We start from the raw sequence: 21,584 nt of genomic DNA, 5'->3' as shown, positions 1-21,584 counted from the left end.
GCTTCTGCCTAAGATTGTTTTAATGTACCCGATCCTTTCAAAATCGACATCAAAACAAATTAACTTCGAGTTAATTCTAGTAACGACAAAACACTAAAACAGTTTTCCCTACTGCCGATCTCCTGTTTCTACGCGGAATCGTTCTACGGAAGTCAAGAGGTCACGGGCTACACCTACTAGGTTTTGTAGAGATCCCGAAACTCGTTGGGCTTCTTGGGAAGTTTCTTGAGCTGTCAGTTCGACCGATTGCATGACCTGAGCTACGGCTCTTGAGGTTTCGGTCTGCTCTACTGTATCGGCAGTAATGGAACGAACCAAGGCATCAATGCGGTTAGACACTTGAATAATGTCTTCCAGCGATCGCTTCGCTTGTTCTGCTAAGCGAGTCCCCTCAATCACCTGTTGAGTCCCTTCTTCCATGGCCGTCATCACGGAGCCTGTTTCGCTCTGGATTTGTAGCACGATCTGCTCAATTTCCTTAGAAGCTTTTGCGGCCCGGTCAGCTAACTGTCGGACTTCATCAGCAACGATCGCGAACCCACGTCCAGCCTCACCCGCTCTCGCTGCCTCAATACTAGCGTTAAGTGCTAGCAGGTTGGTACGAGAAGCAATCTGAGAAATCAACGCCACAATTTTTGAAATTTCTTGTGACGATTCGGCCAGCCGCTTTACCTTTCGAGTCGTTTCCGCCACCGTTTCGCGGATTTTGAGAATACCGGAAACCGTGCTTTCTACTGCCTCACCCCCTTTGAGGGCCGTTGCCGATGCCGACCGAGCCACTTCTTCAGCTTGGCGAGCACTTTCAGCCACCCGCTGAATCGAGTCAGTCATGACCTGGACAGAATTGAGCGTCACAGCTAACTCTTCTGCTTGCCGTAAAGCGTCAGATGATAAGCCGCGAGCGAACATTTCACTGTCAGAAGCGCCTTTGTTCACCTGTCGGGCTGCCAACTTCACCTGTTGCACAATTTCGCGCAGGTTTTGAATCGTTAAGTTAAACGAATCTGCAACCGCCCCCAGTACGTCAGCGGTTACTTCAGCTTGAACTGTGAGGTCACCTCTGGCTGCGCCTTCTACGTCGTCTAAGAGGCGAATCACTTGACGTTGTAGGTCTTCCTTGGCCTGCTCTTGTTCCTCTGCCTTCCGCTGCGCCTCACTGGTTGTTGTGAGGATGACTCGTGCCATTTGGTTAAACCCAGCGGCTAACTGGCCAAATTCATCTTCTGAGTAAACGGACGCTCTAGCATCCAGGTTTCCTTGCGACACAGACTGAAATTGAGCTTGCAAATTATCAGTCGCTCGCTGAATTTGTTTAGCAGTTTTGCGCCCCATGAAGTAAGCCACACCGCCGCTACTGACACCCGCTACGAGAGCCATAATTAGCCCAGTTTGTCTCAAGCTAGCAACGACTTCGGGCCGCTTTTCCTCTACGGCACCCCGAGCGGTTGCCCAACTAACAGCTGCAACGGCTAAAGCTGAGATCACTCCGACCGCACCTGCTGTGATCAAGTGCTTGGTTTTCAGGGAGGCATTGTCTAGGAACGACAACATACCCTGCTCAGCCGTGACAGTGGGCTCAACATTCAGGCTGTCGTTTTGGGTAAAGATGGGAACTTGTTCAGAGTTGCCAGCAATCCCGAATACTTCGTCATCCCGAATAATGGAGCGATCGCCACTATCGCTGAAATCGACATCTCCCATACTGGAAGTAAAGCCCAACCCCGCAGCAGCTTCTGGCGAAGCATTCTCTTGACCTCGGCGGCTGTTTAACCCCGAAGTCCCACCCAAACCGCCAAATGCGGCTGAACCGACAGAAGGACTCGTAAAGCCAGCAGAACTTTCAGAGATATCAAAATCGGGGAGATTTCCTAGGTCATCAAACTCATCGAACTCATCAAGAAAGTCAATGCTACTCTGGCGGCCAATGCCTTCGCTAGAAGAGGGGCCTTCGGTCGCAGGCTCTGTGCCCGAAAAACCATCATCAAAGGTACTGACGTTCAAGTTGTCCTGAGCGTCAAACCCATTCCAACTAGAAGATGAGACAAAGGTTTGCTCATCTTGCTCGTAGTTACTGGCACCGTAGTCTGCTGAATCTGGATCCGCATAGCCAAAACTATCAGCGTTAAAATCGTCCGCTTCCTCATCAGCCATGAAGAGCGTTTCGTCTTCTCTTAAGGGAGAATTCGCACTAAAGGGACTACTTGAAGAAGCGTCACCACCCACCGAAAAGCCTGGGGAAGGTGACGGATCGCTATACGGCCTATCTTGATCGCTCACCGCATACAACGAAGCATCCGCACTCACATCGTCTTCTGGAAAGTCTAGAGGCTGAAAGACATCGTCAAACTGGTCTAGAGAGGCATCAAATTCGCCTTGACCCAGATCGGCGTCAGCTCCAAAGGGCGAAAAGTCAGAGCTGGCTGATGCGGATGGTTGCTGAATTCCTGAATCTTGAGTATCAAGATATTCATCAAAGACAAACGGATCGGCAGCATTTTCTAAAGGTGCAGCATTGGAGTAGGAGGTGCCACTAGAGAAGGGATCACCAAAGGGTGCTTCCGTCGCAGGCGTATCAACAGGTTCATCAAACGGCTGATCAAAAGCCATCGGGGTTTCTGCCAAACCCAAGCCAGAGTCAAAATCGTCGAAGCTTTCTAACTCAGCGTTGTTAAAGTCAAAAGCGGGTTCTTCATAGGACTGCCAACTTTCTGCGGCCCCATAGTCAGAGCTATTTGAAGAATCCTCCAGCTCTTGAAAATTAGCAGACCCATCATCCAAATTGGCGGCTGAAGAAACTCCCTCATCAACAGCAAGTTCGTTAGTGTAAGCCAATCCGCTATTTGCATAATCGAGAAATTCTGGATCAGAGGTTAAGCCCAGCACACGTTGATATTGCTCGCGTGCCACATCATACTGCTGGAGTCCGTAGCAGTAGATATGTCCCCTCAGAAGATGGACACTGGGGTCATCAGGAAAGTCTTGAGTCAAGCGATCGACGATCGCAGCCGCCTCATCATAGCTTCCCTGATAATATGCCTTCTGCGCTTGTTGATATTCTTGCGCGTACTCAGTGCTGGATGCCATTTGCCTCCTCCTGCCATTGCACGTATCCCATTTGCTCGAAGCTCACCCTACTTGTATGGATTATTTTGCGCTGGGTGCCTCAGTCATCTTGCTCAAACCTAAACCTAGATGATTCATGCTGCCCACCGCGCTGATCGAAGAATTGCGATTTGATCGAGTAATCGGAGCAGCTTGTCATCTTGACTGTCCGTCATCCATTCGCCCCGTAGAAACGGAGCCATGCTATCCGGAACGTTTGCTGGCATTTGCACCTCATCAATGTCTAGCCAATCCATCCCCACAATTCGATCAACCGCTAACCCTAACATGGTGTCTTGATCTTCTACTGCAATGACAGGAATCTCTGGTCTATCCGTATTGAGAGAATTAGCATCGCCCAGAAACTGGCCTAAATCAGCCACCCAAATGACACGCCCACGTACATTCAGCGTACCCAAAAGTAAGGGAGAAACGTTGGGAATGGGGGTAATCCGATCCGGTGAAGGCGAAATCACTTCCCGAATTCCTGTGGCAGGTAAAGCAAACTCATTGCCAGAAGATACGTAGAATCTTAAGTGCAACTCACCTTCAGGACTTTCTAATTCCTGAAATTCTGGAGCTTGGTCTTGACCTCTACCTGTTAAAAAATCTGGATTCCCAACCATTCACGTCTACCTATCCTCGTAGCAGCTGTTTGACTGTTCCTACTAACTCTGTGGGTTGAAAAGGTTTGGCAATATAAGCATCCGCACCTTGTTTCATGCCCCAGTAGCGGTCAAACTCCTCACCTTTAGAAGAGCACATGACGACTGGGACATTTTGGGTCTTAGGATCTGCTTTCAATCGACGGCAAACCTCATACCCGTTCATGCGCGGCATCACAATATCCAAGACCACCAAATCAGGGCACTGTGATTGGATGCGCTCTAATGCCTCAACCCCATCGCTAGCTACAGTAACAGTTAGGCCACTCCCTTTGAGAAGGTCTGTGATCATCTCCCGTTGCGTGACACTATCTTCCACAACTAGAACTGTACTCATAACTACCCTACCTGCTAACTGCAAAGGTTAACGGGAAAGATCGACCTTGTACACCCTTAAACTTAATCCTTAGGTTTGTATTAGTCACCTTAATCCTTGATCTTTAGATTAATCACTCATTAATCACTAAAATACCCTCAATGCTTAACCAAAAGGCGCTGAGGAAGCAGAAGCTGGACCAGCAATGTCAATTTCTAGCTCGTCCTCTAGGGCGTCAGCCAGTAACCTATCCGGTTTGGGATGGTTGGGGTCACCTGAGCCAGCGTATTTTTCCACTAGCATGAGCAGCTCATTTTCACCAAACGGTTTAGTGAGGTAGTCAGTTGCCCCGACCATACGAGCTTTTACCCGATCAATAAATCCATCTTTACCCGTCAACATCACAATAGGAGTTTGCCGGAAAGCCGTTGATTTGCGTAGCATGGCACAAATTTCGTAACCATCCAACTCAGGCATAGCAATATCACAAAGAATCAAATCTGGCTTGAGTTGAAATACTAAACTGAGTGCCTTTAGAGGATTCCCAATTGATGTGGCTTCATAACCATGTTGACTTAAGATGTACTCCACTGCTTTGCGGATGCTGGTGCCATCGTCGATACAAAGGACTCTGGGAGTCCGGGCAGTTTGAAACGTAAATGTCCGCTTGTGAGCAGCCGTTTCTTTGGCGGTAGGGTACAGCAGTTGTACAAGTCCTTGCTGCACATACGGATAAATTGCTCTAGCAACTGTAAGGATGTCTCGATTGAGATAACGAGCCATTTGGCGGACTGAGGTTTTGCCATCAGCCCAACGATCTAGGCTATTGAAGGCCTTTTCGGGCAACGCTTTCCGTAGCTGATTGGCATCAGCAATAATCGGGCACTGATCAGGTGATTGGATGTGGGGGTGAAATTGTTTCCACTCTTGGACTTGCTTCATGATTTTGGCTACCAGCGGGTTAATCTCCAAGGTGGTGAGCTGGGGGGATAGGGCGGAGCCAATTTCAAAAATAAACAAACCTTGATGCAAGCTCAGTAAGTCAAAAAGCGTTTCATGCACCATGTTGCGGATGATGCTGCGGCCTTGGGCTGGGGTTAGGAGGTGGTTCTCTAACAAGGCCCACAAGTAGCCGTACTCAGGGGCATTAATGGCAGCAATCGAAGGGACAGTGACAGTGTCGAGTGCCGCTTCTACTTTGTAGCGACGAAGATAGTCACGCAGGCGTGCTAAATTGCCATCCCCTTCTGCAGCATAGACAATTTGGCCGTTGAGGAAAAAGACAAACCAAGACTGGCTAGATAGCGATCGCCCTAGACGCTCACTGCTCATCAGGCTTGGCAAAGCACCATAAGCTTCAACACAAAGCTCCCCGGTTCGTTGACCCAGTTCAATCAGTTGTAGAATGCTGCGGATGTCTATCTCGTTTAACTTGCCTTGCATGATGCAGCTATGATGCTCTCCTAAGAACAGCTTCGACACGTGTCAAGGGGAAACCTGACTCAAACTAAATCGTTTTAAGTTTCTTGCCCACCGCAGATATTCCTACAAAAAACAATGACGATCAGTAGGAAATCAAACCTGCGTTAAAAATTTTACAAACCTCCTACGAGTTTTTGCCCTATGAGTGCCTAACAGAAGGACTAAGTGCTTACTGTTTTCCCTTGTTCGTAACATTAAAAATTTGGTTGATCAACGGAACAAAAGTAATTTTTTGTAGCTTAATCCTAAAACCTAACTCAGCATCAGACCTTCTCAGGGCAGATGCCACTAACCTGTCAGCGTGGACTAGTCAGTGAAAAATTTTTTGAAGAATTGGTGCTTCGACATCTCTGCTAGAAATGATGCTAGATTGTGGAAATAGTACAGGGTCACTGAAGTATATATTCAGTTTAGTTTAAGACTTTGACAGGGCTATTGGCATCTTCCTTACTTGGCTGGCTCTAAGGCTTGAGGCTATAACTATTACATTTTTTGCTTCTCCGACAAAACTTTGATTATTTAGATCTAAATAGCCTTTTTACTGCAATTCTCACTGGATCGCGGGTTGTAAGGGTTAGTATGGTGCGCTAGACCTGTACTTTCAGCCGTTGATTGTGTCACTCTACCTTTAGCAGAGCCATCTGCTGTAGGAATCCTTTAAAGTCAATACAGATTGACTTTGCTCAACCCAAGGTGATGGGTGAAGCAGTCTTAGGGATACGATGACGCTAAGATGGTTGAGTTTTCGACGACAAAAGTGCTTAGGAGGGCAATCCCACTTGTAATTTAGATTGCTGGTCGTAAGCAGCAGCTAGTAACCAATTAACTAGAGATGGTAGGAGCAGTGAACTCATCATGACCCTCTCGTATTTATGTAGGTGGATTCAGTAGCGTTCTAAGCAGGAAGCCCAGTGACGAAGAATATTGCTCAACCGATGTTCTCTTCTTAGACTGGGTTTAGCAGAATGAACCAATCTGCTGGCAGAAGGCTTATCTAACACAAGGAACTGGGCATCGACACGGAAGAGGACGATCGGCGTGCTGTATCTAGCAGAAGTACAAAAAAAGACCGGATTTATTGGAAGTGGTAAGGCAGAGCTAAAGCTGCTGGCTTGTCAGCGTTCTGAACAGAGTTGGACTGCTGTCCCTGGAGAAGAAGTTATTCCCTCAGATGAGGCTAATAGCTTTAACGCGGGAGCCTTGGTGCTAGCTGATTTGACTGCGAATAAGCAAGTGCAGCGATTGCAGGAAGCATCTCGGCAACTGGTGACCATTCTGCAAAATTTCTCTCGGCTGCAAGAAAAGTTTAAGACGCAGGAAGAGGAGATTGAGCAGTGGAAGCAATCTCTGACTTATCAAAGCCAGGAACTGAATCGCCGTGAAATGGAAATGGAAGCGCGGCGGGAGCAGCTTCAGCAAATAGAAGAAGATTTTGAGCAGCTAGAGCAGCAACGTCAAGAAGTTGAGCGATCGCGAGAGGAAGCCAACCAACTCCGGGAAGAACTAGAGCGCCGCAATCAAGAGCTAGAGGGAGCTTGGGCTCATCTACATGGCGAAATGCGCCGTCTGGAGGAACGCCAAGCCGAGATTCAGCAATCTGCGGTATTAGATGATGAACAAGCTAGTAGAATTCAAGACTTACTCAATCGCTTATCTGGCTCCGTAGCTCCTACAGAATCGGCTCGTGAGCAATTGAATTTAGCAGTTGAAATTATTAATGGACAGCAAAACGTTCTGAGCGAGCATTGGCAACGGCTAGAACAACAACGGGCCAGTGCTCAACAGCTACAACAAGAGGTCGATCGTCAAGCCCAAGATCTGCAAGGTCGTTGGGATGAGTGGCAGCAAGCCCAAACGTCCTTGGAGCAGGCAAAAGGTGAGTTGAAGGTGCAGCAAAACGCCCTACACCTGCGGCAAGACTACGCCCAAACGCTAGGGCTGCAACTACAAACCCAAGAAGAACTACACCAGCAACTGTATCGGCTTTCGGAAACTTCAGACAAAGTGAAGATTAGTCCTAAAGTTGACGTTGAAGCGCTAGAAACCATGCCTCTGGGAGAGCTGCAAGGAGTACTGCAAGACCTCCAGCGAGACTGGGAAAAAATCCTGCGTTTCGTCAATGACCAAGAAGAAGAGTTAGGGTTCCAGCAGCAGACGATTGAAGAAGTGCAAGCTCAGATTCCGAAGGCCAGCGAGTATGACCGTCTCAGGCTAGAGACCGAGCTAGCGGATGAGCAAGACCGTTATCAAATGCTGAATGAGACCTTGGTGGGGCAACGGCGTAACCTCAAAGAGCGAGAAGAAATTCTGGCTCAACATCAAGCAGTTTTGCTGCGACGAGAAGGCAAATCAGAAGCGGTAAAACAAGAGAGTGAGATTGACTTGGGGCCTGCCTTAATTCAGATCGAAAACATTAAGCAGCAGCAAGCGGAAGAACTGCAAAAGCTTGAGAGCCAAATTGAGCAAATGCGCAGTGCTATCCAGCAGGCCCAGAGCATGGTCGAGCATCAATCTAATGAGCAAACCCAGAAACAAAACGAGCTGAAGCAGCTAGAGCAAAATCTGCAAACCCAGCGGACTAATTTGGCGGAACTGTCGGGTAGAGTCAATCTTTACCAAGAGATGATGCAACCCGTACAAGACCATGTGGATGGGCTGCGACAAAAGCTAGAGGCGATCGCGGGTGTGTTTAATCAAGTACAAGAGGCCAGCGACTACCAATTGCAAGCGATCGCTGAAATGCGACAAGTGCTGATCAGCTTGATGAATACGCCGGAGTTAGCAGCGCCTTAGCGAGTCTAAAGTCGGTACATGAGGGTGAGTGGATGAGCGCAGTGCTAGAGCTGTTTTAGCCAAATCCATTCACCCTCTACTATTGCGATCGCGCCTCCGGGAAAAGGGTCAGTTTGCGATCGGTTAGGGGCTGTAATTAAGCTAGTTACTTTCTCAACTTGCTCAAAATCAATTGCGCTCATCAGTACAGATTTAAGAAGCTGCCGCACTACCCGTCTTTGCAACGCGAGCGGAGCTGACCGCAGAACCAACCGATTTAAGCCAGCTTGGGAAGGATGTTGAGCTTGCTGGCGTAGCTCTGTGGCGGTTTTCTCCAAATATTCCACGTCGGCTTGGAGTAACTCAGTTGCCTGTGCCAAAGCTTTTTCTACCTGCGGGTTAAAGTGCTGCTGCAAGTAAGGCAATAATTCTTGCCGAATCCGATTGCGGGCATACTTCAAATCTTGGTTGGTTGAGTCTTCCCAAACAGCTAAGTCAAATTTTTGGCAAAACTGAGCTGTTTCAGTCCGTGTCAGATTCAGCAGAGGCCGCACTAAGGTAATGCCTGGGCTTAAAATTCGCTGCCAAGTTAGAGCTTGCAACCCATCTGCCCCACTACCCCGCATCAAGTTGTAAAGTAATGTCTCAGCGCGATCGCTAGCAGTATGGCCTGTAACTAGGTAGGAATAATTGTGAGCTTGAGCAATCTCGGTTAAAACTTGATAGCGCCAGTTTCTAGCCGCAGCTTCACTGAGTAGCGCCTGCGTAGCGGTTTGCTGATAAAACTCAACCTGCCAATTTTGCGCTAACTGTTGTACATGGGCTGCGTTAGCCTCTGAGTCAGCCCGCCAGCGATGGTCACAATGGGCGATCGCGATCTGCCACTGCCACTTAGGCTGTAAGTCCAAGAGTAATCTTGCCAAGCACAGCGAATCTTGTCCACCGGAGACCGCGATTAATAACCGCTGCTGTCGGGGTAGAAGTTGCCGCGATCGCAAGGTTTGGTGAACTTTGGCATGGAGGGGGGTCCAAGTAGCAGAGGCACTCATGGCACTGGTAGGCTGAATCGTGGCAAAAAATAAGCAGTCAGCTCCAGGAAGAACTGACTGCCGCTGTTAAATGATTGACGGTTTAGAAGAACCAGCCGTAGCTGTGGAGTCCTTTACCAAGCAAGTTGACTCCGAGGTAGCAAATCCAAACCACTACAAAGCCACTAGCTGCCAAAATCGCAGGACGGCGACCTTGCCAGCCTTTGGTGATCCGAGCGTGGAGATAAGCCGCAAATACCAGCCAGGTAATCAAGGCCCAAGTTTCTTTCGGGTCCCAGCTCCAGTAAGAACCCCAAGCTTCATTAGCCCACACCGCACCTGCGATAATGCCAATCGTGAGCAGCGGGAAGCCTAGACCAATAATCCGATAGCTGATGTTGTCTAAAGTTTCTGCCAAGCTGAGGCGCTGAGGCGAAAGGCGATCGCTAGCTGTTTCAGTGCCAACCGCGTTCAGGACTGCGGTGCCACCGCTACCGTTACTGTCAGCGGCATAAGCTAACGCAGGTTCAGGACTCACTTCTGAGTTCACTGATTCTCCGGCCCGACGCAAGCGATAAGCGCCTTCACGGAAGCCACCCGTACCCACAGAACTACCATGTAGCTCGATCTTTTGACCCCGCGTGGCAATCAGAAAGGCGATCGCCAGCAGTGCTCCTACCATCAAAGTCGCATAGCTAAGCATCATGACGCTGACATGCATCATCAACCAGTTGGACTTGAGAGCTGGGACCAAGGGCGCGGAAGACTGCATTTCATCCGGTAGAGTTAGAGCGGCAAATGCAGCAATACTCATTGTCACTGGAGCGGTGACAGTACCCACCCAACGGCTACGGCTCATGTTCTCCGCTACCAAGTGGATGGCAGTGAGGCCCCACGCCAAGAAAAATAAGGATTCGTAGAGATTACTGATGGGAAAGTAACCAGCTTCTAGCCACCGGGCTGCGAGGAGGGCCGCCATGCAGAGGTTGGCGATCGCCATTCCGGCAGTGCCTAAAGCGGGTAAGAGCGGAATCTTGGGAAATGCTGCTCCTACCCAGTAGATCAGCATGGTGGCAAATAAAACAGCAAACGAGACATTGTCTAGCTTGCCTTGAAGTTCAACCAAATCCATCGGCGCTCTCCCAACAGTTCTGAAGACTGGATGCTGTATAAGGCTGATCCTATCCTATCCACTCCTGGGTTCCGTCGGTAGTTCACCTAGAATCCTAAGGAGATGGCGTAGGAGAAGGAGGCAAGGTGGGGCTAGGAGTGACACCAGGATTGCTGGAAGCGCTAGGTAATGGACCTGGCTTGTTACCCTGACGCAAGCGTACAAACACATCGTAGCGAGTGGTTCGCTCATCGTTGATTGCTCCCGTCACCCCGATCGACTGAATTGCCTTCGCCCAAACCTGGCTGCTGGGGGCCAGTCTAATCAAAGCTAAGTTGCTGCTGAGGGTGCGATCGACATCAATAAAGAAGTGCCCATTGTTAGGTTTTAGCTCCGTTGGCACCGTCGCTTGGAATAGTTCACTGGCGGCTAAAGGAGTGAGAGGTTTGGGGATAATGCCATTGGCGACAGGTGCCCCCACGCTCAAAAAGGCGACATTACTATCCAACCAGCCATGACTGGCGATCGCGCCTCCTAAAGCAGGTGACCAAGTAATCGTGGATTGATTGCCAACCTTGACTTCATTAACTTTGAAGTTGTATCGCTTCGTCATCACCTCATCCAGCTGTTTAAAGGCTTTTTCAGCGGCTCGGCGATCGCTGGCCTGCACCATAAACATCAATCCAGCGGGTAAATCTGTCGGTGCTTTCTGTGGGTTGGAAATTAAAGCCAGCGAAAACTCCCCATCCATCCACTTCAGCAAATCTTTGTCTAGGTCTAACCCCGTCTGAGTTTGAAGTCCTTCCCGTAAAACTTGGGGATTGGTCAGATTAGGAGACGTAGCGGTAGTAGCTCCTTGAATGTACTGTTCCCAGAGATGCTTGAGATTGCCACCAGATGCCATAACCAAGGTTTCTGCGGGCAATCGGCTAGTCATACTTCTGGCCGCGTTCTCAACCGTATACTTTTTCTTACTGTCTGGTTTTAGCCAAGAAACACTCCGAACCAGAACACCCTGTGGCTGCAAGTTAAAAGTAGCGGTTAAACCTTGAATCTGTTGGGTGAGGCTTTCGGGTGCGACCGGAACGGCTGAACTGGTGGAAGCCACAGCAGCAGCGGCTGGCACATTGACATATAAGTTAGCGAAAGCCTGATTGTTGCCGACCTTACTGAAGGCAGCGCTATAGCCAGGAGCGGTGAGAAGAGAAGCTCCTCCTTTATAGGTGTCGATCGCTTGATCGGTGACTTTCGGGTCAGTCGTCACGACTAAGAAGCGCCCATCCAAAACGGTGGCAGAGTAATTTTGAGTCGGTGCTCCTTGGGTTTCTCGAATCTGAAATCCTTTGTAATCGCGCTGAGCCCACTTGGTCGCTACGCCAGTTTTGGGCTGCGAGAGCGCTTGCTGTGCTTGCCCCGGATTGGTAATGGGCAGAACCAACACCACCGATTGTTGTCCACCTGGAGTCGGAGCAGGGAGGTTTGGCGTAGAGCTAGCAGGTGGCGGTGATTGGGGAGGTAGAAAGGCGAAGGTGGCTTGTTTGCCGACCCAAGGTTGAATATCTTTCTGGTAGTTGTAGCCGTTGGCAGTCAGCAGGCGATCGCGCCATTGAGCTAAGTTTTGGTCTACCAAGGCTTGAGTTTCTGGCGTGCCAAATTGTCTCAGGGTTTGCCACTGATTTGGATCGGTAGAGACCGAAACCGCCATGAGCGCTGTTTGCGGGATGATATTGGCTCCCGCAGGCACATCGCCTGACCCAGTATTTCTCTGAGTAATAAACCAGTAGGTCGCCGCTCCCCCTGCAATCAGTAAGCCTGCTGCTCCTAGCGCGAGTGCTAGAGCAACTTTATTTTTCTTCTCGATCATGACCCAAGCTCTCTTAGCCAGACAGAATACGCAACGCCGTTGACACTCTAGCAAAGTATTATCGGCCTGTGGCCTGCCATATCCGGACAGCTTTCCAGCAGGACTCGATTAGTTATTGCTTAGCTTTGCAAAGTTCTCTAGTGAAAGCGGAAAGATTCAGCGCTCAGCAGACAAATCTATCGCTTAAGAAAAATCATCTTATACCAATCAACTATGAAGTGCGATTACTTGTAATCTTGGAAAAGTCTGCTTTGTAAGGTTTCCAGGGATTGAATCATGCTCACGTTCATTTGTAATTGGTATTAAACTTACTGCACCTTTCTACTCAGAATTGGTTAGACATTGCTTAGAACAGGGAACTCTAAGCGCGAAGCCAAATGATTTTCATTGACATATGTTGCACGTCGCACTTTCCTCTGTCAAATCAATATTCACAGAAGCGCTTAAGCTAATTCCTGATTTTCAGTACTTAAGTCCTCCAGAAAAGGGCATTATCGTTGATAGATCCATCAAATCTTTATTTGAAGACTTGATGAAAAAATTTGGATTGAAACCCTATGAAGACTATATACCTTTAGACGATCTATCTAGTAATGCACCCGGAACAGACTTTGTTGTTTCTGAGAAAGCGCAGGAGATATTAGAGGGGCTTTTTGAAGGACGAATTGAAATTGTTAAAGCGCATATCAAGACAACTAAAAATGGCAAAATGATTGAAGTTGCAGCTTATACAAGAAGGATTCCTCAGAAGAAAAATGTAGATATTTCAAGTAATATTGATTTGTAAAATCATGCAATCTGAAACTCTGACTTTAAATGATTGTATTTGGGAGTGTATGACCACACCCACTAATTTAGGAAGTAATGTTGACACGCGACAATTACGCCAAAAAATAAATATGCTGAGAAAACGTTGGGAAAAAGGAAATATACCTACTGCGTACACTTACCTTTTCCCAATCAATACAGTTGGTTCTGACGCCGAAAAAGTTCTTGGAGAACTTCAAACCCAATACATAGATTTGGTTAAGATTAAGTATTTTGACTGCAATCAGTATCAAATATTCTTGAAACAAGCATTAAAAATGAGTGATGTTAAATCTATGCAAGATTTTATTAATTATATTCAGAATGTCAGAGCCAAAAATTTCGGGAAAGATATTTAGGGATCGCTATGTCTCAAGCATTTTCGTTCTATAAGCTGATTATCTTTTCTGAAGAGGTCAAAAATTTTCCCAGAGAAAATGTGCATGATGCTCTTAGAAGTCTATTTAAAGGCAGTGATCATTGTGCGTCAGATATGATAGGACAATATTTTGAAGAAGTTTCATTAGAGCAAATAGTAATTGACTATGAACAAGCTATCGAGATAAATCCAGAAATTAGTAAAAAACTTAAATATATCTTTAAGCTTGAAAGCTCGTCACTATTCTTAATTGATGAGAAAAATTGGACTACTATTCAGCAAATTATTGAAAAGAATATATTGCACATATTTGATCAGAAAGATAAGATTTCGATGCAGGAAAGGTTAAGCCGTCATGCAATGATAGGTGTTGAGTATAAATTGCTCAAAGAGCTTTTTGAGAAACATTTGCTTCTTGCCGAGGTGTCGTAGCATTTATCGTGCTAACCAGCCGTATAACAATCCCGCTGCACCGGAACGTTTTAGTGTGGTTGATTGAGTTGAAGAGGTTATCTGCGATCGCTGAACGAAATCGCTATGTGGCTGAAGTCCCCAGTGAAGGCAATCCCCATGAGCCCCCTATCAGCATTAAAGACTGCTCTTCTATCGCTCTCCAGGTAAGCGGTGTAGGATGTAGCAAGGAGGGCAATATGAATATTCCTATCATCGACGAAGTTGTTGAACAATTAAAGGTCATGCCTCAGCATTTGCAATGGCAGGTGCTTGAATTTGTTCGATCATTGGTAAAAACGGAAGTTCGAGGTACGCCTGGGCAGCAGTTGTTGCGTTTTGCTGGTTCAATTTCTTCTGATGACCTTCAGTTAATGCGTGAGGCAATTGAGCAAGATTGTGAACAGATAGATGTCGATGAGTGGTAGGTTTTTGCTCGATACCAACATCGTTATTGCGCTTTTCGCAGATGAGGCGATCGTCAAAGAAAATCTTGCTCAAGCCAGCGAAGTTTTCATTCCAAGCATTGTCATTGGCGAGTTGTGTTACGGAGCCAGGAGATCAGGGCGAATTGAAGCAAATTTAGCAAGAATTGATGAATTAGTTGCTAGCAGCACAATATTGGTGTGTGACGCTGAAACGGCTCGGCACTATGGCGAAGTTAAGAATAAATTGAGGCTCAAAGGCCGTCCATTGCCTGAAAATGATATTTGGATTGCAGCTCTTGCACTACAGCATGATCTGATTCTGGTAACGCGGGATGCCCATTTTCAAGAGGTAGAAAATTTGCAAACAGTGGGTTGGTGAGTAAGTTTGCCGCATAACAACCCCGCTGCACCGGAACGAAGGCAGCTTATATTCCAAGATTGCAGACTTTCAGGCATCCAAGCGTGAAGTTTAGGCAGTGGTTCAAGAGGTCACTAGAGTTGGAGTGGCGATCGCGTTATACAGGGTATCTCGCTGTTGATAGGGTCGGCCTAGAGAGCTAATTGCGGCTTGGAGCGTATCAACTTCCATACAGGTGCCGCCTTGGGCTCCTGCCATTGTGGTGATGTGTTCTTCCATCAAGGTGCCGCCGATGTCGTTGCAGCCCCAAGTCAGAGCTTCGGTTGCTCCTGCCAAACCGAGCTTGACCCAACTGGGTTGATGGTTGGGAATCCAGCGGCCTAAGTAGATGCGAGCCACTGCCATCAGCAGCAAAGCATCGGCCAGAATCGGTTGATCGCGTCCGACCCGACGACGTAATGGTTTCGGGGCTTCCTGACCGACAAATGGCAACAAAATAAACTCAGTGATGCCGCGATCGCCACGGTCTTGAGCAGATTGCTGGAGCGATCGCAGCAAATCCAAGTGTTTGATCTGTTGCTCCGGCGTTTCGATGTGACCGGAGAGCATGGTGCTAGTCGTGGGCATGCCTAAGCGGTGAGCAGTCGCCACAATTTCTAGCCAAGTTGCACTATCAGTCTTTTCTGGACAAAGAATGCGACGCACTTCATCATCTAACACTTCGGCGGCGGTTCCTGGCATGGAGCCAACGCCCGCTGCTTGTAAAGCCCTAATCACTTCCGTGTAACTTAAATTATCTTCCCGCGCGATGAACTGCACTTCCTGAGGTGAAAAAGCGTGGAGGTGCAGGTGGGGAAACTGGCGAGTAATCGTTTCTACCACTTGGCAATAGTAGGCTAGGGAACTGCCGTTGAGCTTGGCTTCTAGATTCAACCCGCCTTGCATACAAATTTCAGTGGCCCCCCGTTGCACTGCATCTGTGGCTTTTTCGAGAACTTTGGCGTTGTCAAGCCAGTAAGCCCCCTCGTCTCCCTCATCTCGACGAAAGGCACAGAAGCTACAGTGCTGCTCACAAATATTGGTGAAGTTGATATTGCGATTAATCACATAAGTGACAGTGTTGCCTGCTTGCTGCTGGCGCAATTGATCGGCTGCTGATCGGATGGCTGCGATCGCATCTGGCTCTGTCTGTTGCAGCAGCGTCACTCCTGCTTCGGGAGAAATATCATCACCCACTAAGGCGCGGTGCAAAATCGCTTCAACTCTGTTGTTAATCACAAGAATTTCTTAAAGAACGGCCCAATCTTTGATCCATTGTGGCAGGGAACACTGGAATCAGGCCGAAGAATTGTGTTTCTGATCTCAAGCCCAAATTGAAACCCAACTTGAATCTTTGTCTTAGCTTTTGCCCCGATTGAGATTAGCTCTTAAGATTCCATCCTTCTAGGAGAACTTTGTTTCCATGTCTGCCTTCAAAAAAGTTTTATTGCCTGTCCTTGCAGTTGCGGTTGTTGGTGGAGGTGCGGCTTACTGGTTCTTCAAAGGAGGGCCGACTGCTGATTCATCTAGCCCTGCTGCCAGTGCTGAAGTGGTGCCCGATGAAGCGCTGATGGCTACTTTTATTTCCAGTGATGCCAAAGGGTGGTCGCAACTACAACAGTTTGGTACTCCAGAGGCTCAGAAGCTCATCGGTCAAGGCATGCAGAGCTTTCAATCTTCCATGCTCAAAGGTAGCCAGCTCAACTATGACAAAGACCTCAAGCCTTGGGTAGGTAGTGTCATGGTGGCAGTGATGCCCAGCTCCTCTGGCAATGCTCAGCAGTCGGATACCCTGATGGTTGTAGGCATTAAAGACAAAGTTCAAGCCTTGACATTTGCTAACCAAGCTAAGTCCCAGCCTGGCGTGAAAACTCAGGAAAGCGACTACAAAGGCGTTAAAATCTCAGCCACGACGCAAAAGGATCAGCCAAAGAGCACTATTTACAGCGCCGTTCTTAGCGATCGCCTAGTCCTTGCCGACAAGAAAGCCACGATAGAACAGGCCGTGGATACCTTCAAAGGTGCGCCTTCCTTTGCCGATAAATCCGGTGCGGCGAAACTGATGGCAACGGGCGTGGATGTAGAAAATCCGATCGCCCAAATTTATTTGCCTAACTATGGCACTTCAGTCAAACAACTGATTGCCAGCAGCCCTCAAGCGGCCCAGATACCGCCGCAAAGTATGCAGCAGCTAGATCAGGTGGAATCTTTGGTTGTAGGCGTGGGCGTGGATGAGTCAGGGCTACGGTTGAAAGCCAAGGCCAAAGCTAAACCCCAAGCAACTGCAATGCAGTATAAGCCAGTCCCCGGAAAAGTAGTCGCCGCCTTTCCCACCGAAACCCTCGCTTTAGTGACTGGGCAAGGTCTGAAGACTGCCTGGACGACGATGGTTGAGCAGGCGAAAGACGTGCCCCAAAGTCAAGTGGTCGTTGACACCGTTAGGCAACAACTACAAACGGTTAATCTGGATGCCGACAAAGAAGTGTTTGGTTGGATGGATGGAGAGTTTGGCCTAGGGGCGATCGCCCTTAATCAAGGCGTGCTGTCTTCGGTTGGGTTTGGCGGCGTGATAGTTCTAGAAACGAGCGATCGCGCAACTGCCGAAGCGACCTTGACTAAACTAGATGCGATCGCCCAAAAGAACTTCATGCGGGTGGCGCAACGCAATGTAGAGGGCAAAACCATTACAGAATGGAAGTTGCCGCAACAGGAAAGCGTTCTAGGGCATGGTTGGCTTAACCAGAACTCTCTCTTTATCGCAGTAGGCAGTCCACTGATCGATGGCATGACCGCGCCAGCTAAGCAACCTTTGGACCAAAGTGCTGCCTTCAAAACGGTGACAGGTTCTTTGGCGAAACCAAATGCGGGCTACTTTTATCTCGACATGGATAAAGTCATGGCCGTGATGAACACTAGCCTCTTAAAAACCCAGACCAGCGCCATCACGCCAGAAGCGACAGCCATGATGAACTCGATCCGTGGCCTTGGTATCACCGTGACGCAACCAGACAAGACCACCGCCCAAGTCGAGATGCTTTTAGCCCTCAAACCTAAAGCGGTGAGCTTGAAATAATAGACACCTCCTGCACGAATCGCTAAAGTCCCGTAGGCTAAAGCCTAGGGCTATCGGAACCAAGCCTGCCTGCGCAGGCTAAAGTCACCTTTTTAGGAATGAAACCGCGAAGGCGGTCTTTGTTCTTGTAGCCGCGACTTCAGTCGTTAGGCATTCTTTTTACGTTATTGCGTAACTGGTTGAGTTGATCTTGTAGCTGCGATCGCAAGTCTTGTGCCTGTTGGTAAGCATGCGATCGCTTGTGCTCACCTGTAATAGCAACTTCTTGCCAAGGTTGATAGAGCGGTTGCAGCGTGTACTTGAGCCGCGATCGCATTGCCCAAACCCCCATTGAGGGAAAGAGCACAAACGCCAGCATCAGCAATGAAACGGGAAACAAAGGTAGCTTAATCCAACGCGCTAAGGTTTTGAAGTTCCAGGCCCAGGGGTGCAACGACTCATTACCAATGCAAGTCACGGGCAAAATGGGTACTTGATGGCGATCGCTAATTTGAATGAAACTAGGGTCGAAGGTGGTTAATTGATAACGGTGTCGCCACCCCTTAATTAATCCTCGCCAGCCTTCCGGGGCGTAGAGTACTGCCACTTCCGAATCTGTGTTGGCGACTGCTGCTTCAAAGTCTTGTCGTTCAGCTCGTAACCCACCCAGAATTTGCGACCAACCTGGAGGGAGCCACCAATTTAACCAAGGATGGTCAAAGAAAATGGTGTGGGCTAATGGCTGGATCACCCAATCCCGCTGCTGCCTGAGTAGCCAGCCCAAACCGATGAAATCCCAAGGAAAGCACATCCCAGCGTGATTCATCGCCACGACTAGCGGACCCGTGGAGGGCAAATGCTCTAGCTGGTGTAGCTCTGCGCGGAAGTAGCGCTGCACAATTGGCGCTAAGATTTCAGTTTGAAACGCTTCCTGATAAGTTGGCTCGATCTTACCTGCTTCTGCGTGAGGGGCACGGCAACCTAAGCGCAACCAACGGATTAGGGAGGCGAGGTAAAAGCCACCTGGAATCAGAAATAGAGCATACTCTAACCCATTCCAGCCTTCAGGATCGTCGTGGTAGTGCTGCCAGTGGCGATTAAATAAAATCAGCCAGCCTGGCGGATACCAGAGGCAGAACCAGTCAAACCAGCTCCAATGATAAGCAGAGTGGGGCTTCAGCGTCGAAGAACAATGCTGAGTCGCAGAGTTCAGGGGCGGATCGTAGGGAGATTCGCTGTCATTGGTATAGGCTGTGTGATCCCAATTCATGCTGTGTACAAAGAGCAATTGGGGAATCTGCCTACTTGATTCGCTTCAACAATTGCATTGCGGCACTCCATCAAACTGGCTCCAGTGCGTCGGGAGAGTTCTTGTAGGTTAATGCCAGGATGGCTTGCCTGGGGTGCTTCTAAATACAGTTCATAGGCCACCTCTAGCACCTGGGAATTCAGTTGCAGTGGCCGAATAGTGGTTTCTAATAAGCTAAACATAGTGACATACCAGATAACCTGTATTGTCTGATATGCCACTCTCCGCTTAGCTTTAGCGTCTACCAGAAGGCCAGTCTATAGCCTTTGGCAAGGCAGAAACTTAGTGCCGATGGTTCCCGTTGCTGTTGGTACTGTTGGAGGCTAGCACTTTCTCAGCCAGCTTTTCTGGAACTTCTTGTAGGTGATGTGCTTCCCAATGGAAGTAGCCAACTCCCATCGTTAGCGATCGCAACTCTACAATCAGATCGTGCATTTCCGCTTGGGGTAAGTGAGCCGCCACTTCATCCCAACCATGCCAACCGTTTTTAGCGGCATAACCCAGAATTTGCCCTCGCCGTCCGCTCACCAGCTTCAGCACTTTGGATGTGAATTCGGTGGGCACAGAAATCTCGATCGCCAGAATCGGCTCTAGTAGCGTCGGTTCACACTGGGTCATGCCCTCCTGCATGGCAATCCGCGCTGCTTGCTTAAAGGCTTGCTCCGAGCTATCGACGTTGTGGTAGGAACCGTTGGTAAGCGTCACAGCTACATCCACCACTGGGAAACCGAGCGGCCCATGCACCAGGAACTCTCGCACCCCCGTTTCTACACCTGGAATGTACTGCCGTGGCACCACACCCCCGACAATCGTTTCCTTAAAGTTAAAGCCTTCTCCTCGTGGCAATGGCTTGATGTCTAGGTGAACATCGCCAAACTGCCCATGTCCCCCAGTTTGGTGCTTGTAGCGACCGTGAGAAGAGGTGGGTTTGCGGATCGTTTCCTTGTAGGGTACTTGGGGCAGATGGGTGCTCATGGGCAAGTTATATTTCCGCCGCAAGCGATCGAGTGCTACCTGCAAGTGAATATCGCCTTGCCCCCAAAGAATCACTTCGTGGGTGTCGCCGTGTTGCTCCCAAGCGAGAGAGGGGTCTTCTTCTAACAATTTGGTCAGGGCACTGCTGAGTTTCACTTCATCGTTGCGTTTCTCAGGGGTAATGGCGAGGGCAAAGACGGGAGCTATACGTTCGGCTTTCGGCAATTCGGCAGTCGGTTGAGAATCAGCCGTAGTGAGGGTGTCCCCAGTCTTCACGCCTTCCAATCGGCTAATGGCAATGATTTCGCCTGCTGGAGCCTTCGTTAAAGTGTGGGTTTGCTGGCCCATCATGCGATATAGACCACCCACTCGCACCCCATTTAAGGTCATGCCATCAGTAATTGTGCCTTGCCAAACCCGGACTAAAGAGAGCTTGCCACCTTGCGGGGTGTAGTAGGTTTTGAGCACTTGAGCTAGTGGAGCCTTAGCGCTGAGCACCGTGCCTCTGTGTTCTGCGGTGGCTTCGGCATTGGGTGCCTCTCGCAGCAAGGCTTCTAATAGCGGCCTAACGCCACAATCTTGCTCTGCCACGCCAATGAAGACAGGCACGATCAAATCTGCGCCCAGATCCATTTTTAGATCTTGCAGAATTTCTTCTTCGGAGGGGTTAATTTCTTCAAGCAGTTCTTCTAAAAGATGATCGTCAAAGTCGGCTAGAGTTTCCAGCATCTCCGCCCGTGCGGCTTGTTCCTCACTCCGAAGTGCGTCTGGGAGGGGCACTGGGTCAGCAGGCGCACCCGGATGGTAGTGATAAGCTTGCTCGCTCACCAAGTCGATAAAACCCACAATCTCTTCGCCTTGGGCAATCGGGTATTGATGCGGTACTAGTGGCCGACTAGAAACGGACTTCAGCGCCTGGAGCACGTCCATGTAGTGAGAGGTGGCGCGGTCCATTTTGTTAATAAAGACGAGATGGGGAATTTCCCAGTCATCCAAAAACTTAAATAAGGGAGCGAGGGTGAGGACGCGATCGCTAACCGCTTCACAAACCACGATCGCAGCATCGACACCAATCAAAGCATTGTAAGTTTCTTGAGCAAATTCAACCGAACCGGGACAATCTACAAACGTAAAACGAACGCCGCCATATTCAGTACTGGCGGCGTTTATTTCCACACTCATTTGGCGATCGCGGGCTTCAGCGGCACTGTCCCCTACGGTATTACGGTCTTGCACCCGACCTTTACGGTTAATCGCCCCCGTGACCGATAAAAGACTTTCGAGAAGCGTGGTTTTTCCACTCAGATAAGGACCAACAATGGCTACATTTCGCGAACCCACCTCTACTTTGTTGTTCATAGGTCGCTCTCCTTATTTAATTATGTGAAAAAAGTAAAGCGGCAATGGAGATAACTGCTCAGCTTCCAACACAGAAATCTGAATTGCT

The 21,584-nt window shown here is 48.8% G+C and carries 18 protein-coding genes; 7 read left to right on the top strand and 11 right to left on the bottom strand.

Translation table 11 applies throughout. The features are described from left to right. Positions 1-108 precede the first annotated feature (108 nt). The 4 genes from KME12_04985 to KME12_04970 form a co-directional block, all read right to left on the bottom strand. Positions 109-3,084 (bottom strand): HAMP domain-containing protein, encoded by a 2,976-nt coding sequence (locus tag KME12_04985; protein ID MBW4487126.1) that lies wholly within the window; start codon positions 3,082-3,084, stop codon positions 109-111. Positions 3,085-3,197: 113 nt separating this feature from the next. After that, positions 3,198-3,728, bottom strand: a complete 531-nt coding sequence (locus KME12_04980) for a chemotaxis protein CheW (protein ID MBW4487125.1) — start codon at positions 3,726-3,728, stop codon at positions 3,198-3,200. A 10-nt stretch (positions 3,729-3,738) separates the two neighbouring features. Next, positions 3,739-4,104, bottom strand: a complete 366-nt coding sequence (locus tag KME12_04975; protein ID MBW4487124.1) for a response regulator — start codon at positions 4,102-4,104, stop codon at positions 3,739-3,741. A gap of 144 nt (positions 4,105-4,248) precedes the next feature. Further along, entirely contained in the window at positions 4,249-5,526 is a 1,278-nt protein-coding gene (locus KME12_04970) for a response regulator (protein MBW4487123.1), read from the bottom strand. A gap of 1,077 nt (positions 5,527-6,603) precedes the next feature. Here KME12_04970 and hmpF point away from each other — a divergent pair. Then, a complete protein-coding gene (gene hmpF, locus KME12_04965; protein ID MBW4487122.1) occupies positions 6,604-8,358 on the top strand; it encodes a pilus motility taxis protein HmpF in 1,755 nt (584 codons plus the stop codon). Between the two features lie 44 nt (positions 8,359-8,402). Here the strand turns inward: hmpF and tilS are convergent, their stop codons facing one another. The 3 genes from tilS to KME12_04950 form a co-directional block, all read right to left on the bottom strand. After that, complete coding sequence (gene tilS / locus KME12_04960) at positions 8,403-9,386, bottom strand: tRNA lysidine(34) synthetase TilS (GenBank protein MBW4487121.1); 984 nt, start codon at positions 9,384-9,386, stop codon at positions 8,403-8,405. An 82-nt stretch (positions 9,387-9,468) separates the two neighbouring features. Next, entirely contained in the window at positions 9,469-10,497 is a 1,029-nt protein-coding gene (ccsB, locus tag KME12_04955) for a c-type cytochrome biogenesis protein CcsB (GenBank protein MBW4487120.1), read from the bottom strand. 94 nt (positions 10,498-10,591) lie between these two features. Then, positions 10,592-12,340, bottom strand: coding sequence for a DUF3352 domain-containing protein (locus KME12_04950; protein MBW4487119.1), 1,749 nt, complete (start codon positions 12,338-12,340; stop codon positions 10,592-10,594). A 394-nt stretch (positions 12,341-12,734) separates the two neighbouring features. Here KME12_04950 and KME12_04945 point away from each other — a divergent pair, with 394 nt between their 5' ends. The 5 genes from KME12_04945 (at position 12,735) to KME12_04925 (ending at position 14,783) form a co-directional block, all read left to right on the top strand. Beyond that, positions 12,735-13,127 (top strand): hypothetical protein, encoded by a 393-nt coding sequence (locus KME12_04945; protein ID MBW4487118.1) that lies wholly within the window; start codon positions 12,735-12,737, stop codon positions 13,125-13,127. A 4-nt stretch (positions 13,128-13,131) separates the two neighbouring features. Next, positions 13,132-13,506 carry a hypothetical protein gene (locus KME12_04940; protein ID MBW4487117.1) on the top strand — a complete coding sequence of 125 codons (375 nt, stop codon included), beginning with the start codon at positions 13,132-13,134 and terminating at the stop codon, positions 13,504-13,506. A gap of 8 nt (positions 13,507-13,514) precedes the next feature. Next, positions 13,515-13,958: a hypothetical protein gene (locus KME12_04935; GenBank protein MBW4487116.1), complete on the top strand. Its 444-nt coding sequence runs from the start codon at positions 13,515-13,517 to the stop codon at positions 13,956-13,958. Between the two features lie 218 nt (positions 13,959-14,176). Beyond that, a complete protein-coding gene (locus tag KME12_04930; GenBank protein ID MBW4487115.1) occupies positions 14,177-14,404 on the top strand; it encodes a hypothetical protein in 228 nt (75 codons plus the stop codon). Next, positions 14,394-14,783 carry a type II toxin-antitoxin system VapC family toxin gene (locus KME12_04925; GenBank protein ID MBW4487114.1) on the top strand — a complete coding sequence of 130 codons (390 nt, stop codon included), beginning with the start codon at positions 14,394-14,396 and terminating at the stop codon, positions 14,781-14,783. Before KME12_04930 ends, KME12_04925 begins: the two co-directional genes overlap by 11 nt. A gap of 102 nt (positions 14,784-14,885) precedes the next feature. Here KME12_04925 and cofH read toward each other — a convergent pair whose 3' ends face one another. Next, entirely contained in the window at positions 14,886-16,040 is a 1,155-nt protein-coding gene (gene cofH / locus KME12_04920) for a 7,8-didemethyl-8-hydroxy-5-deazariboflavin synthase subunit CofH (protein MBW4487113.1), read from the bottom strand. 184 nt (positions 16,041-16,224) lie between these two features. Between cofH and KME12_04915 the strand changes: the two genes are divergently transcribed. Continuing rightward, positions 16,225-17,874 carry a DUF3352 domain-containing protein gene (locus KME12_04915; GenBank protein ID MBW4487112.1) on the top strand — a complete coding sequence of 550 codons (1,650 nt, stop codon included), beginning with the start codon at positions 16,225-16,227 and terminating at the stop codon, positions 17,872-17,874. A gap of 139 nt (positions 17,875-18,013) precedes the next feature. On the opposite strand, the gene KME12_04910 is transcribed toward KME12_04915, so the two are convergent. From KME12_04910 to KME12_04900, 3 genes are all read right to left on the bottom strand, one after another. Further along, positions 18,014-19,123, bottom strand: coding sequence for a 1-acyl-sn-glycerol-3-phosphate acyltransferase (locus tag KME12_04910; protein MBW4487111.1), 1,110 nt, complete (start codon positions 19,121-19,123; stop codon positions 18,014-18,016). Further along, positions 19,120-19,344 (bottom strand): hypothetical protein, encoded by a 225-nt coding sequence (locus tag KME12_04905; GenBank protein ID MBW4487110.1) that lies wholly within the window; start codon positions 19,342-19,344, stop codon positions 19,120-19,122. Before KME12_04905 ends, KME12_04910 begins: the two co-directional genes overlap by 4 nt. Positions 19,345-19,444: 100 nt before the next feature. Then, positions 19,445-21,496 carry an elongation factor G gene (locus KME12_04900; GenBank protein ID MBW4487109.1) on the bottom strand — a complete coding sequence of 684 codons (2,052 nt, stop codon included), beginning with the start codon at positions 21,494-21,496 and terminating at the stop codon, positions 19,445-19,447. Positions 21,497-21,584 lie beyond the last annotated feature (88 nt).

This window comes from Trichocoleus desertorum ATA4-8-CV12 (genome assembly GCA_019358975.1).
Classification (GTDB): Bacteria; Cyanobacteriota; Cyanobacteriia; order FACHB-46; family FACHB-46; genus Trichocoleus; species Trichocoleus desertorum_A.
The sequence above is the reverse complement of the archived record's forward strand: the minus strand, read 5'-3'. Positions and strand labels throughout refer to the sequence as shown.